A 15,042-nucleotide genomic window follows, 5' to 3' on the forward strand; every position below is an offset into this window, starting at 1 on the left:
ATGAGAGAGGAGCATAGAGTTGAAAAAAGAAATTGGTGTATTGATGTTGTTGAGTGCTGTTTTGCTTTCGGGATGTGGTTCAGATGAGCCTGTAAAACTGATTGAAGCTTCTGAAAATGAAGAAGTGAGGCTTTATGCTGTCAACGAAACAGACGACGAAGTCCACGGGGTTACGGTAGAGATTAACGGCAGCCAGAAAAACTTCGATTGGAATATCTTAAATACAGGAACTAAACCTCAGGTATTCTATACTGATCTTACGGGTGACAGTAAGGAAGAAGCCGTAATCATAATTAATACAGGTCGAGGTACAGAATTAGATACTTTTGATATTCATGTAATTAATGCAGAGGATTTATCCGAAATTAAAGTACAAAATCATGAAGAGATTGTTGCCAATCAGATTGAAACGCATGTTTCTAAAAATGCTGATGATACTTTGGACATTACAGTTAAGACGAAAGAAAAAGAGGATAACTTCGATTCGAATATTGAGTTAGCGCCGAATTATAATCAAGATGAGCTTGCTTTCGGCGGTGTAGTTATTTATCAAGTTGAGCATCAAAAAATAATCTTAAGTCTAGGTGCAAGTGTTGGAATATCCCCTCAATACGTATGTTCTGTCAATGTCACATATAAATTCGATCATGCAAAAAATGAATTTATTGCCGATCAAATTGATTTTGCACCTAATGAAAACGTGTAATTAAGTGTGCGCACATTTGTAAGGTATTGGCAAGTAAACAGGACTAAAAACACAGATTTGGGGTTTCACATGGCTCAATGATCGTAAAAAGAGCCATAGAAGCGATTCTATGGCTCTTTGGTAAAGATACGCTTTGCCAAATGGTGGCTGCATCCGATTATCCTTCCGATATTTTCTTGGGCCGCTTCAAGAACAGCGAGAAGAAAATACCAATGACAGTAATGATCGTCGCCACGACGAAGGCATCGTTAATTCCGCTGATGGTGGATGCTTTCGTCACCAATCCTCCAATGATCGATAATGAATAAGCGCCGCCCATTTCTGAAGGCAGTCCTGTAAGCGATGAGATGCCTGCACCCAAGTCTGCAAAATTCTCGGCAGCAATCGTATTGCTCAGCGTCAAATTGTTCGAATAGGATGCCACATGTTCGGTTGTTCTTGTCGACATCACCGTTACAAGCACTGCGGTTCCAAATGAACTGGCAACCTGCCGCATCGTATTGGACACTGCCGTGCCATGGGTCTTTAATTTCGGCGGCAGCGCATTGAGCCCCTCTGTCATGATCGTCATCATAATGAAGGAGATACCGAAGCTTCTTAGCGCATAGAGCGTCATCAGGTGATAATACGTAGACTCATCGGTTAACTTCGTGAACTGATAGGTCGTAACCGAAGTGATAATTAATCCGATGATCGCGAGCGGCCTTACGCCGAATTTATCAAACAACGTACCCGAGATCGGCGACATCACGCCCATCAACAGTGCCCCGGGTAGCAGCAGAAGCCCCGACTCCAGGGCGGTATAGCCCCGAATATTCTGAACATAAATCGGGAGTAGGAGCATCGCTCCAAACATCGCCATATTAACGATGACGCTTACGACGGTAGACATGGTGAAGGTGAGATTTTTGAACACAGTCAAATTCAAAAGAGGGCTGCTTGTCGTCATCTCCCTTACGACAAAGAAGATGAGAAATAAGACTCCGACGATAATGGAAATATCAACAACAGGATCTCCCCAGCCTCTGCTCCCAGCCTCGCTAAGCCCATACAGCAGCGCCCCAAACCCTATCGTCGACAAGACAGCACCCTGCCAATCCAGCTTAGGATAAGTGAGCTTCAGCACATTAGACAAATATCTGAACGTCAATATGACTTCGATGGCGCCGAGCGGAACCATGACAAAGAACAAGACGCGCCATGAATAATGCTCCACCATGTAGCCTGCAAAGGTCGGTCCGAGCGCAGGCGCGAACATCATCGCAATCCCCATCATGCCCATGGCGCGCCCCATCTGTTCGGGGGGGAATATGCGCAGGAAGATGTTGGTGACAAGTGGCATCAATACGCCTGCTCCAATGGCTTGCACGATGCGCCCCACCAATACAACGGCGAAGGTTGGACCCATGCCGCAAATTAGCGATCCGATCGTGAACATCGCCATCGCCATGGCGAACAGCATACGGGTCGAAATGGACTCCATCAGAAAGGCACTAATTGGAATCATAATCGCATTGGCCAGCATGAACCCTGTTGATAACCATTGCACCGTCGTCGTGGAAACATTCAAATCCGTCATCATATGCGGGATGGCGACATTCACCATGGTTTGGTTCAAGATCGCGATGAACATCCCTAGGATGAGCACGGTAACAGTGGGTCCTATCCTTTTTTCGCTCATGTGGCCCCCCTTATTTATGGATACGTATAGATACGCTCATCCCGGGAACCAATCCGAGACCGCGGTACCCGTCCAAAGAGATTTTAATAGGAATGACTTGCGTCACCTTCGTATAATTTCCTGTCGTGTTGGAGGTAGGAAGTAGGGAAAAGGTTCCGGCTGTTGCAAGTCCAATCTGATCGACCTTGCCTGTAAGTGCCGTACCGGGAAAAGAGTCTACGTAAACATCCACGGTCTGATTCACTTTCACGTCGTTAATCTGAGTCTCTTTCACATTGGCGGTTACGTACAAGGCTCCTAGATCGAACGCTTTGGCGAGAGACATCCCGGCTCCTATAACGGTGTTGGCCGCGGCGTTTTGTAGGACGATCGTAGCCGTATGAGGCATCTTAATGGATACATTGCCTTTGTCAGTGAGCACGGTGCCAAGATCTTGCCCTGCCGTATAAGTGTCGCCTAACTTGCCTCGCCAAGACTGTAGCAAGCCTGGAGATGCCGAAGATATCGTGATTGCTTGACCATCCACCTTCGCGTTGTCCGTTGTAATAAAATTGATGGATTGATTATAGTAGTAGACGGCAACGGCACCTCCCCCTAACAGAACGAGAATAACCAGAATATTCACGATTACAAGTCGAGAGCTTTTCATTTCGATCGATTCCTTCCTTTTGCAGAGCAATTGTTAGTGTGTTGGGACTTAGTGTTTCGATAGCAGGTGCCAATTATCCATAAAGATGGATAGTAATATGACGATCGAGGAAAAGTATATAGCAGCAAGTAAAGCGAAGTTGGAGGGAAAGCATGCATGAACATATATATCGTGTACGACAGCGAGGATGGCCATACGGAGGCCGTGGCGAAGGCAATAGCGCAAGGCGTACGGGACGTTCAAGGAGCTCATGCATATCTGTACCATGTGGATCAAGCGGATATTCATGATCTTGAGCGCATGGATGCGATCATCTGGGGTTGTCCTGGTCATTTTGGCAGTATCAGCGCAGGTCTGAAGACGTGGATCGATAAACTAGGCTATTTATGGGCTCACGGTAAGCTTGTGGACAAGCTGGGAGCCGTTTTCTGTACGATCGCGACCGAACATGGCGGCATTGAAGCCACGATGTTGAATTTGATTACGCCGATGCTCCACCAAGGTATGATTATCGTCGGACTGCCGGCTACGGTTCCCGAAAATGTGTTATATGGATCGTACTACGGCGTAGGGATCACTTGCCGCTTGGAAGAATCGCCGGACGATTCGCCCAATTTACCGAGCGAGGATGAATTGGCCCTGGGAAAAGCATTAGGCGAACGCGTCGCGCGCTTAGCGGGCAAAATGACAGGCCGAGGGGTGAGATGATCGAATGCTCATTATTGGATACGGCATTGTAGCGCTTGTTGTCATTATCATCTTAATCATTGTGAACGTACGGCATGCGAATCGGTCATCTAGGCAAGGATCTTCTACAACTGACACCGTACCAAAGACCGAACCCGTAACCGAGACGGTAACGGAAACCGAGTTACACGTGGATTCTCCGCTTACCGATGAGTCTGTCACAAGCGTAAGTCAGGATATACCAGTAGAACGGGAGGCTGTCGCACCGACTGCGGCAAATGACGCATCCTTCCGACAATCGCTTAGGCAATTAAAACAAACCACGGTGAAAACGGATAACCGGCAGCCCATCAACTTCGGCAAGATGTCCGATGCCGATTACCGGAAAGCGATGAAAACCTTGCGGAACGCTTCAAAAAAAGAGTAGAGCCGAAATCGATTCGAAGTTGTGAATCTTTGAAGTGTTCTGCTTCGGAGACATCCGAAAGGCTCCGGATCAAAAGAAATGAAAAAGACGAAAACATGAAACCTTGTTCCATTCGGATCAGGGATTTCATGTTTTCGTCTCAAGCGCACAGCCTAGGAATAGAAGTATTCAGCTTCAAATGCTTTCACTTTCAAAGCGTTTAGCTCCTATCCCTTTAGCGAGCCAGACGTGATGCCGTTAATGATATATTTTTGCATGAAAATGTAGAACAGAATGAGTGGTGCAACCGCCAGGAGCATCATCGGGAAGAAATTCGTCCAGTCGGTCGAGAATTGCCCAATATTGCGGAACACTTCTAAGAGTAATACACCCTTTGATCGGGATTGCAAGAACAACAATGGCGTCATGAAATCATTCCATACACCAAGTGTATTCAAAATCGCTACAGTGGCAATGACCGGCGTAAGCAGCGGGAATACAATCTGCCAGAAGGTTCTCCAAACCCCACAGCCGTCTACTCTTGCCGCTTCTTCCAGCTCAAATGGAACGGTAGAGCTGATAAAGCTTTTAATTAAGAAGATAGAGAACGGAAGGCTGTAACAAATTTCTATAAGAACAATGCCCGTGAGGGTATTCATAAGCCCAAGCTGCGCTACCTGTTTATAAAGGGCTAATATTCCCATTTGGTACGGTACCATCATCCCAACCATGAATAACAGGAACACGATCCGATTGAAGTGATTCGTGCGTCGCACCAAGCTGTAAGCTGCCATCGTAGAGAACATAACAATCCCCGCGACGGAGGAAATCGTAATGACCAGGTTGTTTCCCAACACATGCATGTAGTTCATGGCCTTAAAGGCGCGAATGTAATTGTCGAACGTGATGTTAACGGGAAGGCCCATCGGATGAGCGACCGCATCAGCTGGCGTCTTAAATGTCGTGATGATCAAATAGTAAATAGGGATCATAAAAATCGCCGCCAAGAGGAGCATGATAATTTCCGTGAAGGCAGTTTCTTTTGTATATCGATTCATAATTACCGCCGCTCCCACATCTTGATTAGTGAAATGTGAATAAAGGTGATGATGCCAACGAGGATAACGAAGACGATACCGAATGCGGCTCCGTAGCTATAGAATCCTTCACTGAGCCCTTTCTTGAGCATGAGTGATACGATCGTTTCCGTAGAATACCCTGGGCCACCGCCAGTCAAGGCATAAACAATATCAAATACCTTCATGCCGTTTATCATCCCCATAACCGTATTGAAAGTGATTGCCGGAAGCAGGAGAGGAAGTGTGATATAGCGGAACATTTGCATTCCACTCGCTCTGTCAATCTTTGCCGCTTCGTAATAATCTGTTGAGATGCTCTGCAAGTTGGCCAAATAAATAACCATGGTGTAACCAACCCACTGCCATACGGAGGCGATGATGACCGAATAGAGCGCAAGATGAGGATCTCCGAGAAAATTGATGCGTTCAAAGCCAAGAGCGACGACAAGTTGATTAATCAAACCAAAGTCGGAGGGGGAGTACATAAAATTCCAGAGATAACCGATAACCAATACACTGAACACCGCAGGAAGGAAGAACGCAGCCCGAAGTAGATTTTTTGTTTTTAATTTTTTATTGAGAAATACCGCTAATGGAATGGCTAGTATATTCTGCCCAAGCATCGCAAGTACCGCATAGATTAACGTGTTTCGAATACCTGTCAAATAGATTGATTCTTTAAATAGAGCGATATAATTGTCTAGACCAACAAATTTGACAACAACCGGATGCACGTCCGACCAATTTGTAAAGCTGTATAAAGCGGTCTTTAACGTCGGAATGATGAAAAAGGTACAATAAATAAGTAAGGCAGGAAGCAGAAGCAGAACATAATTGATCTCTCGTTTGAACATGTTTGGTTTGTTCATGGACAACAACCTTTAACTTATAGGATGTACAAGGGACAAATTGCTTTGCCCCTTGTAATTTATACGGCCTATTTAGATTTCTCCTGCAGTTCAGCTGCTTTCTTGTCTACCGTTTCTAGCACTTGATGAGGCGTTTTGATACCGGCTATGAGTTCTTGAATACCTTTTCCTAAATCTGTAAAGGCAGCACCAGCAACGCCCCAATTATTAACTGGATACATGACATTGCCCGCCTTGAACGCTTCTTGAGCACTGTTGTATTCTGCTGGCATTTCAAACGTAACGCCTTTCAAGAAAGATGAACCGCCTTTATTATCTTCCCAGTAAGCATTCTGACCTTCTGGTGTGGATAACAGGTCAAGCACCTTGTATGCTGCGTCTTTGACTTCGGATTTCGCATTCAAACCAAACGATACCCCTGGACCGCCGACCATCCAACCTAGACCACCTTTTGTCCCCAGGTTCGGGAACATATCAATCTTCATGTTAGGCGCTTTTTGCTTAAAGGTATCCATGTACCAAGGTCCTGCTTGGAACATTGCCGCCTTGCCGCTTGTAAATTCATCAATGGCTTGTTCTTCTTCAAGCCCCAGCATATCTTTGGTGAAGACACCGTGTTTCAAATATTCGGTCCATGTTGTCAAAGCAGGCTCCAGCACATCGGCCATTTTCGCCGTTCCTTTGCCAAAATCTTCATTCCATTTTTTACCTTCCGTTGTGCCGATATAATCATTTAATGCCAAACCGAGGAAGGACTGGCCCGCTACGTTAGGATTCTTTAGACCGATCGCTTGGGGTTTGATGCCATTCTTCTTCAACACGTCCGCGACTTGGAAGTACTCATCAAGCGTTTTTGGTATCTTCAGGTTATATTTGGTAAATAGATCAACGTTATAGTAAACCCCATTAAACCAACTCGCTTGCGGCAACCCGTACAGTTTATTATCAAATGTTACGGTGGACGTGCCGGTTTCATAATACTTGCTAGCGTAGCGTTCTGTTAAATCTTCGAAGTAACCTGCCTTGACGGTATTAGCGTCTATAATTCCACCGATAATGTCAGGTCCTTCGCCTGCTGCAAGTTGTGTTTTGATGACATCAGGGTAAGTCTTGTTATCGATGAATTGATACTCCACATCTACATCGGGAAGTTTATCTTTGAATAATTGCAGAAGTGTCTTTACACTGTCTTCTTTGTTCCAATACGATAATCTGACTTTCACTTTCTTGACCGTTGCATCCTTCGGTGTTACATTTCCCACTGTGCTGCTGTTGTCTGTACTGTTCTTACTGCAGCCTGTAAATAGGATCGACAAGGTGAGCATAGCGGTCGCGGAGACTAACCATGTTCTCTTCATACAAAGACCTCCCAAATTTTAGATCGTTCGTTTCATAGTCCAGTGTAGTATAAATGTCATTTTCATCGAAATAACAGATTTTTTCGAAACCTAACAGAATTCATCTGGAAATAGGAACCAGATTATGTGATTTTGATTTAATATAACATGGTATGAATTGGAATACCTAGTGTGCTATGCTTTGCATTGTAGTGAGTATCCTCAAAAAGTGAGTAAATCCATCGAACGGATAGGGAGGAAAATATGTATCATATTCTAGTAGTCGATGATCAACAAGCAGAAATCGATGCCATTGAATGGCTTATTCATAAGCATGCTCTACCATTTTCTGTTGCTCAGGCCAATAATGGGGAAGAAGCGCTGGAATATATAAGGGGCCATCATGTAGATCTGTTATTCACGGATATTCGCATGCCATTCATGGACGGTCTAGAGTTAATTAAGCAGGCAAAAGTAGTCGTTCCGGATCTTAAGGTGCTTATTTACAGTGCTTATGGGGAATTTGAATATGCACAAAAAGCGATTCAGCTTGGAACGGTTAATTATATGTTAAAGCCGATCGATGTGAAGGAATTCCTCAAAGTATTCCATTCCATCATCGCTATACTAGAGGACGAACGACTTCAGAGGGAGAAAGATGAGCGGCTGATCAAAGGCTTTCATAAAGGAGTGGCGTATGAGAAAGAAAAGCTCCTGTTTGATCTTCTTCAAGGTCGTGAGAGAGACGTTCATTACGAGGAGCGGGCAGCTTTTGCGGGTCTAAGTCATCTGGCAAATAAGCGGATGTATATGATGATGATAGGATTGGTAGATCATTTTTTTGATCTGCATCATACAGCAGTGTTCGAATTCCTTCAATCGACCTGTAAACATGAGATGCTTTTTTTAAATATGAATGAATATCAAAGCATCATGCTAGTTGCTATTGATCCAGCTTCAACGATCAGCGATAACCAGCAAGAGCTTATGGCTTATGGGGACGGGGTTAGAGAATGGCTAGAGATTCGCTTCGATCGGCGGAGTTTCATTATCGTTGGTAGTCCGATCAATACGCTAGAGGGACTTCATGACGAGTTCGTCCAAATGGAAGAGTTAATGAATTTTCGGTTTTTTATGGATAACAGTGTCGTTTGTTCCAAAGAGGATGCAAGCATCTATGACCATGTAGATGACGAATCGTTAGAGCTTATGCTGAAGGATATTTATACTTCCATTGCACGAAAAGAATATCGTACACTTGAGCATCGCATTGAGTTTCTCATTGCGAGTATGCGAAATAGTAAGCGCTTTAGTTCTATGTATGCCAAACTCTTATTTACAGAGATAATGAAAAGAATAGTAGATTCTCAAGATAAAAAAAACGTCCTTTTACTAAAGGATGGTTTGGAGCGAATCGCACTTTGCAATTCGATTTCTGAGCTTAGGCAAGTCATTTTATCCGTATTTCAGGAACATTTGCTGCGAATCGAAACGGCGACAGATGATCAATGCCGCAAGGTGATAGAAGATGTACAGACGCTCATCCAGATGGAATACGGGAGTGATCTTGGGGTCGAATATTTAGCCAAGCGCGTCTTTTTATCGCCAAGTTATTTAAGCTTTCTGTTCAAAAAAAGTACAGGCCAAAGCCTAGTCAAATATATTACAGCCGTTCGAATGGAGCGAGCGAAGGAACTGCTGCGTGATTCAACGATTAAAGTTGTTGATATTGCCAGTACCGTTGGATTCGCGAACACTTCCTATTTTAATTTAATGTTTAAGCAATATAACGGCTTGACTCCTGTTCAATATCGGGAGGGGGGTAATAGGAGTTGACTCTGCTCAAATTTATCCGTAATCTCCGCCTGCGCCAGAAATTATTGCTTTCTTATGTGATGGTCATCTTCCTGCCAACCATTGTACTGGGCTTGTATGCCTACCAGAGTTCCAAATCTTCATTGGATAGCCAGTTTATGCAAAGCGCGGATAACGAGGCGAAGAAGGTCACACTCGAGATCAGTTACCGACTTCAGAGGCAGGAAATGTCAATGAAATCGATTGCTTTCCATCCAGCGGTCATTGAGTTGATGAGTAACCCGAATCAGGATTTGTACTTACAATTTAAGACGCTGAGTGATAAAATTGAACCTATTTTTTTTAACTTGATGTATATGGTTGGAGATATGAATGAGATTATGTTGTATTCCGAGAGTCGGCAATCTGAATTAGGAAACTTCATTTCTCCTTCTTCAGCAGTTAAGGAAAAGGATTGGTATCTAGAGACAAAGGGCAGTGATACAACCAAGTGGTGGTTCGAAGATGGTGAATTGTTTGCCACACGAGTGATTCACAATATCGAGTTTCGGACCGTGAGCGGTGAACTTTATGTCCGATTTGATTACAATAAAATCTTCGGTGATTTCATTGGCAGGGGAATTGAAGGGAATGGCATGATCATTACCGATAGACAGAATCGGCCCGTTCTAACAGAGCATGTTGGGCAGATGGATGATGTTCAACTTCAATCACTTTCAAGGAAGGGTACGTTAAAAGCCACCATAAGTGGCGAATCCTATCTCATTGTAAACAAAGATATTCCTCAAACCGATTGGATACTGCATTATTTGGTCCCCGATAATCAACACAAAACAGGCATTGGCAATATTTTAAGCGCAACAGGCATCATCGTACTCATCTGCATGGTTTTCCTCAGTATCATTATCTTCTTGTTCTCAGAAACGATGTTAAAAGGAATCGAGAAATTAAACACCAAAATGAAGATGGTGGAAGATGGTGATCTTACGGTTGTGGTATCCACGAATTCCAAAGATGAAATCGGGCAGCTTACCGATCGATTTGGTTCGATGCTTAAACAGATTAATCAACTCATTACGGAGGTATATCAGACAAAAATCACGCAAAAGGCGGCCGAACTCAAAGCGCTGCAAGCTCAGATCAATCCCCATTTTCTATACAATTCTTTATCTTTGATTAATTCAAAAGCGCTGCGTATCGATGCCCAAGAAATTAGTGACTTGGTGAATCAACTTTCCAGATATTATAGAACGACATTGAATAAAGGGAAGCAGGTTATTTCGATTCAAGATGAATGGACCAACGTCCAAGCGTACATACATATTCAATTAGCGATGCACAATGCAAACTTTGACGTAGAATTCGATGCTGACGACAAGGTGTTTCAATTTGACATGATCCATTTGATCTTGCAGCCGATTGTTGAAAATGCGATCATGCATGGCATTGACCAGAAGCGTGGGGAGCGAGGTAAACTCATCCTGCGGGCAAGTCTTGACGGTGAGGATATTGTTTTTGTCGTGGAGGATAATGGCGTCGGTATGGAACCGTCTAAGATTGCGCGTATGCTTGAATATGAAAGTGATGGTTATGGCATTAAAAATGTGCAAGAAAGACTGCAGCTCTTATTTGGATCCGAATACGGGATCTGTATTCATAGTCAATCAGGGGTTGGCACTTCTGTTAGCGTACGCATACCGCAATATCGTCACATCAGAGAAGAAGAGTCATGATTAATTAAGGGGGCCAATGTGCATAAAAGCACGGCCCTTTTTGTTTCCAATCGAAATCTGTTAGATTTCAAAAAATACTGTTATTTTGCAGGATTTGAAAAGATCATACAATGTAATCATGAACAGACGGCGCCGCCAGCTACCTTTGAAAGCGCTTTATTAGGTTGTGTTCTGACATCAAATAAAGAATGAGAGGATTGTTGATCTATGTTCAAACGAACAACGTGTAAAATGATCTGTTTTATGATTCTAGCAAGCGTCTTTATTCAGAACTACGCTCCTCGAGTCTATGCTGCCAGCAGCCAACTGGACGTGTGGGTGGTAAATGCAATGAAAGCCGTATATAGGACCAGCACGATCCCCGCAAATCCAGGAAACAGCATTGATCTTGTCTCAGCCAAAAACGAATATGAAAGTGAGCAAATTGCAATAAGAGGCAACAGTGATTTTGAGATTACGGGAGTTGAATTTTCTGATCTTGCCTCTTCTGGCAATACGATCTCTAACACCAACTTAAGCTATCATTTTGAGGAATACGTGCTTGAAGATACCGTGCAGCCCAATCAATATCGACCGGACTTGGAAGGCACGCAAATCTACCCCTTATCCGAAATCCCCGACCCGCTGTCCAACGAGCCATCCATACATGTGGCGGCAAATTCAACGCAACCCATTCTCATAACGAATTATGTTCCTGCCGATGCTGCTCCTGGCCTCTATCACGGCATGGTTACAGTGAAGACAACTTTGGGCGATCATCAAGTGCCGATTAATGTTGAAGTAGCTAACGTTGAAATCCCTCAAACCTCTAAGGCTAATTTCGTTAATTATCAGTGGGCGATGACGAATGGCTTTATGATCGGAGGTTCTCCACCTGAGATTGCTGATGATCCTTTAACGCAGTCTAGTTATGATGTTGGTCAGAACTATTACGGCGTGGAGACGTATAGCGACAAATGGTTTGAGCTTATGGATAATTTCGCCAAAACGATGAGCGACTATCGTCAGAACATGATTTGGGTTCGTACAGATTTATTATTAAACGCAAAGGGTACCAAGATGGTGTCTTTTAAAGACGGGATACCGGAGCATATCGACTGGTCTTTGTTCGATCGATATGTTGAAACCTTCATGAAAAGAGGGATTACACATTTTGCGAACATTCACTTGATCCATGCATTAGAACAAATGCCACAAAGTGAAAGACCAAACAATGATGATCCCGCAGATCCGTGGAAAACGTCCATACCCGAACCCGACTCACTACCTGTAACAGACGCTTATCTTACGAACTACTTGACGGCATTGCACGATCATTTAGAGGACAAAGGTTGGCTTAACGATAATGGCTTCACTTGGTATCAGCATACGAAGGACGAACCCAACGGTGCTAGCATTACAAACTATATGACGTATATCGCAAGACAATTAAAAGAAATCGTTCCGGATTTCAAAACATTGGATGCGGATGCGGCCGGTACTCTAATGAACGAAGCCATCAAACCCTATGTGGATGTTTGGGTCCCGTTAACGCCGGTTTTTCAGGACAAGAAGAATTTATATAAAGCGGAGCAAGCGGCCGGCAAAGACATGTGGGTGTATACTTGCGATGCCAATCCGGCTCCGTGGTTGAACCGGTTCTGGACGCAGCCCATATTGACGGGCAGGCTGTTATTCTGGAATCTTAGTCAAGACGGTGTTCAAGGGCACTTACATTGGGGATGGAACGTATGGTATGTCCCTCATTATGGCGATTCCACGATCGTATATCCGGATAAGGATCATATGACAGTTAAGAGCTCGCTGCGCTACGAAGCCCAAAGAGACGGACTTGAGGATTACGAACTGATGTACCAACTCAAGCAAACCAATCCCGATCTTGCCAAACGTATAGCTGACAGCGGTGTTAGCCCTTCAGATCCGAGGAAATATACCCTTGATCCTGAATATATCAGAACGCTTCATAATTATCTGGTGAAAGCGGCTGCCGGAGAACCTATGGGTGCAATTTCCGTGCCGAGTAGTCCCTATGATGGGCAGGATGTGCCTATGACATACATGACGGATAACGTGAGCAGCGAGATCACATACAACGGTGAATGGTTCGCAAAAAGCCGGAAATACGCCTATATGGGCGGTGTTCAAGCCACATTGAACGCGGAAGACAATTTGACCTATACATTTAAAGGGTCCGGAATCGATCTTATTGCGGAGAAAAATGAAGCCTCCGGTAAAGTGGCTGTATACGTCGACGATTCCGATCCGGTAATTATAGATCTCTATGAGAAGGTTCAACTCGATTCGATATCGGTATACAGCAATCATAATCTACCAGCAGGCAAGCACACGATCAAGGTCGTGAACCTGGAGAACAAAAACCTGTACGTTGACGGCTTTCGAGTAAGCATGTATGAAGGACAGAAGATCTTTGACGGAACGCTCCAAAGTTTGGAGCTGACTAACGCGCCTTCGTTTCATTTTAATAAAAGCAATATTAATTACCAAGTGATCATTCCCAAAGATGTTAACGTGATCTCCATTACGCCAACGCTTTCGGATGCCGATGGAACCCTGGACGTCAACGGAAAGAGTATCGCCAGCGGTAAGAGGGTTACTTTCAACATCCCTACAGGTAAAAGTGAGATTCATATTCGGTCTACCGCAAGTGATGGGGAAACCACGAGTCTGTATACGTTGAACTTTCTGAAAGGCAATGTGAATGAGCCAGGCACCAATATGGCCAGAAGCTATTCAGATATTACAGCATCAGCTGCTAGGGAGGGCGAGGCGGGCATTTATTACGGTGCTTCGAAAATGGTTGACGGCAGTTATGGTAGCATGTTTGCCAGTAAGAGCGGCTATAATGACACCCATCCATTCCCGCATGAGATTAATCTTACATGGGATCAACAGCAGACCTTTAATACGATTGTCATGGCCACACCATCGGGGTTATTACAGGGTATAACGGATATTGATGTTCAGGCTACTTCGGATGGAACGAATTGGAATACCATTGCGAAGCGGGTACCGATTCAATGGAACAGCAGCACAGACGACAACATCATGGAATTCACGTATGCCAATATTCCTACAGTTAAAGACGCGCTGAAGCTGAGGATACGGATCAATGACGCTAACTATACGTATTGGGGCATGTACGCTTTATATGAGCTTGAGCTTTATAACCTACCAGACAACGGAGAGATTAACCCGATAGCAGACGGAACGCTGAGGAATTTAACAATTTCTAATGTTCCTTCCTTTACGTTTGACAACAGCACGATGACCTACCCCGTCATGATTCCTAAGGATGTAGACACCATCGCGATCACGCCAACGCTTTCGGACGAAGCGGGTACCCTGCAGATCAACGGAAAGAATGTCCCCAATAACACAGCACAGACGATTGACATTCCAATCGGTAAAAGTGAAGTTCATATCAAATCCACCGCAAGCGACGGGAAGACGACAATGCTCTATACATTGAACATCCTGAAAGGCAATGTGAATGAACTAGACACCAACATTGCCAGAAGCTATTCAGATATTACAGCATCAGCAGCACGCGAAGGCGAAGACTACAGTCCCCAGAAAATGGTTGACGGTAGCTATGGTACCATGTTCGCGAGTTTACGAGGCTACAACAACAGTCATCCGTTTCCGCATGAGATTAATCTGACTTGGGATCAACTGCAAACCTTTAACACCATCGTCATGGCCACAACATCTGGATTAATCCAGGGTATTTCCAATATTGATGTTCAGGCTTCTACAGACGGCGTAAACTTTGAGACCATAGCGAAGGGAGTACCGATCCAATGGAAAAGCAGCATAGATGACAACGTCATGGAGTACACCTTTGCCAATATTCCTACAGTAAAGGACGCAATGAAGCTGCGAATACAGATCAATGATGCGAACTATACGACTTGGGGTATGTACGCTGTGTATGAGCTTGAGCTCTATAACCTTCCGGAAAACGGAGAGATTGGCGCTATTCATACGCATACGATCACAGCGGACGCGGGGGAAAACGGAACAATCAGCCCGAACGGCGCCGTTGTAGTCAATGAGGGT

At 44.3% G+C, this 15,042-nt stretch carries 11 protein-coding genes; 6 read left to right on the plus strand and 5 right to left on the minus strand.

Annotated features, from left to right (window positions below; translation table 11 throughout):
* The first annotated feature begins 19 nt into the window (after window positions 1-19).
* The gene (locus BVG16_RS31525; RefSeq protein ID WP_078503161.1) at window positions 20-706 is read left to right on the plus strand and encodes a hypothetical protein; all 687 of its coding nucleotides are present in this window, start codon (window positions 20-22) and stop codon (window positions 704-706) included.
* Between the two features lie 157 nt (window positions 707-863).
* Here the strand turns inward: BVG16_RS31525 and BVG16_RS31530 are convergent, their stop codons facing one another.
* Both BVG16_RS31530 and BVG16_RS31535 read right to left on the minus strand, forming a co-directional pair.
* Complete coding sequence (locus BVG16_RS31530; protein ID WP_078503162.1) at window positions 864-2,387, minus strand: DHA2 family efflux MFS transporter permease subunit; 1,524 nt, start codon at window positions 2,385-2,387, stop codon at window positions 864-866.
* Between the two features lie 10 nt (window positions 2,388-2,397).
* Window positions 2,398-3,036 (minus strand): efflux RND transporter periplasmic adaptor subunit, encoded by a 639-nt coding sequence (locus tag BVG16_RS31535; protein WP_078503163.1) that lies wholly within the window; start codon window positions 3,034-3,036, stop codon window positions 2,398-2,400.
* Between the two features lie 156 nt (window positions 3,037-3,192).
* Here BVG16_RS31535 and BVG16_RS31540 point away from each other — a divergent pair, with 156 nt between their 5' ends.
* Together BVG16_RS31540 and BVG16_RS31545 are read left to right on the plus strand one after the other, a co-directional pair.
* The gene (locus BVG16_RS31540; protein ID WP_078503164.1) at window positions 3,193-3,744 is read left to right on the plus strand and encodes an NAD(P)H-dependent oxidoreductase; all 552 of its coding nucleotides are present in this window, start codon (window positions 3,193-3,195) and stop codon (window positions 3,742-3,744) included.
* Window positions 3,745-3,748: 4 nt separating this feature from the next.
* Complete coding sequence (locus BVG16_RS31545) at window positions 3,749-4,150, plus strand: hypothetical protein (RefSeq protein ID WP_078503165.1); 402 nt, start codon at window positions 3,749-3,751, stop codon at window positions 4,148-4,150.
* Window positions 4,151-4,356: 206 nt separating this feature from the next.
* On the opposite strand, the gene BVG16_RS31550 is transcribed toward BVG16_RS31545, so the two are convergent.
* The 3 genes from BVG16_RS31550 to BVG16_RS31560 form a co-directional block, all read right to left on the minus strand.
* Window positions 4,357-5,187, minus strand: coding sequence for a carbohydrate ABC transporter permease (locus BVG16_RS31550; RefSeq protein WP_078503166.1), 831 nt, complete (start codon window positions 5,185-5,187; stop codon window positions 4,357-4,359).
* 2 nt (window positions 5,188-5,189) lie between these two features.
* Window positions 5,190-6,077, minus strand: coding sequence for a carbohydrate ABC transporter permease (locus BVG16_RS31555; RefSeq protein ID WP_078503167.1), 888 nt, complete (start codon window positions 6,075-6,077; stop codon window positions 5,190-5,192).
* A 68-nt stretch (window positions 6,078-6,145) separates the two neighbouring features.
* A complete protein-coding gene (locus tag BVG16_RS31560; RefSeq protein ID WP_078503168.1) occupies window positions 6,146-7,435 on the minus strand; it encodes an ABC transporter substrate-binding protein in 1,290 nt (429 codons plus the stop codon).
* A 243-nt stretch (window positions 7,436-7,678) separates the two neighbouring features.
* Here BVG16_RS31560 and BVG16_RS31565 point away from each other — a divergent pair, with 243 nt between their 5' ends.
* From BVG16_RS31565 to BVG16_RS31575, 3 genes are all read left to right on the plus strand, one after another.
* Window positions 7,679-9,250, plus strand: a complete 1,572-nt coding sequence (locus BVG16_RS31565) for a response regulator transcription factor (RefSeq protein ID WP_078503169.1) — start codon at window positions 7,679-7,681, stop codon at window positions 9,248-9,250.
* Window positions 9,247-10,962 (plus strand): sensor histidine kinase, encoded by a 1,716-nt coding sequence (locus BVG16_RS31570; RefSeq protein ID WP_078503170.1) that lies wholly within the window; start codon window positions 9,247-9,249, stop codon window positions 10,960-10,962. The genes BVG16_RS31565 and BVG16_RS31570 overlap by 4 nt, the downstream gene beginning before the upstream one ends.
* 207 nt (window positions 10,963-11,169) lie before the next feature.
* A partial coding sequence (locus tag BVG16_RS31575) for a glycoside hydrolase domain-containing protein (protein WP_078503171.1) occupies window positions 11,170-15,042 on the plus strand: 3,873 nt, incomplete at its 3' end.

The sequence above is a fragment of the Paenibacillus selenitireducens genome (genome assembly GCF_002021565.1).
GTDB classification, from domain to species: domain Bacteria; phylum Bacillota; class Bacilli; order Paenibacillales; family Paenibacillaceae; genus Paenibacillus_K; species Paenibacillus_K selenitireducens.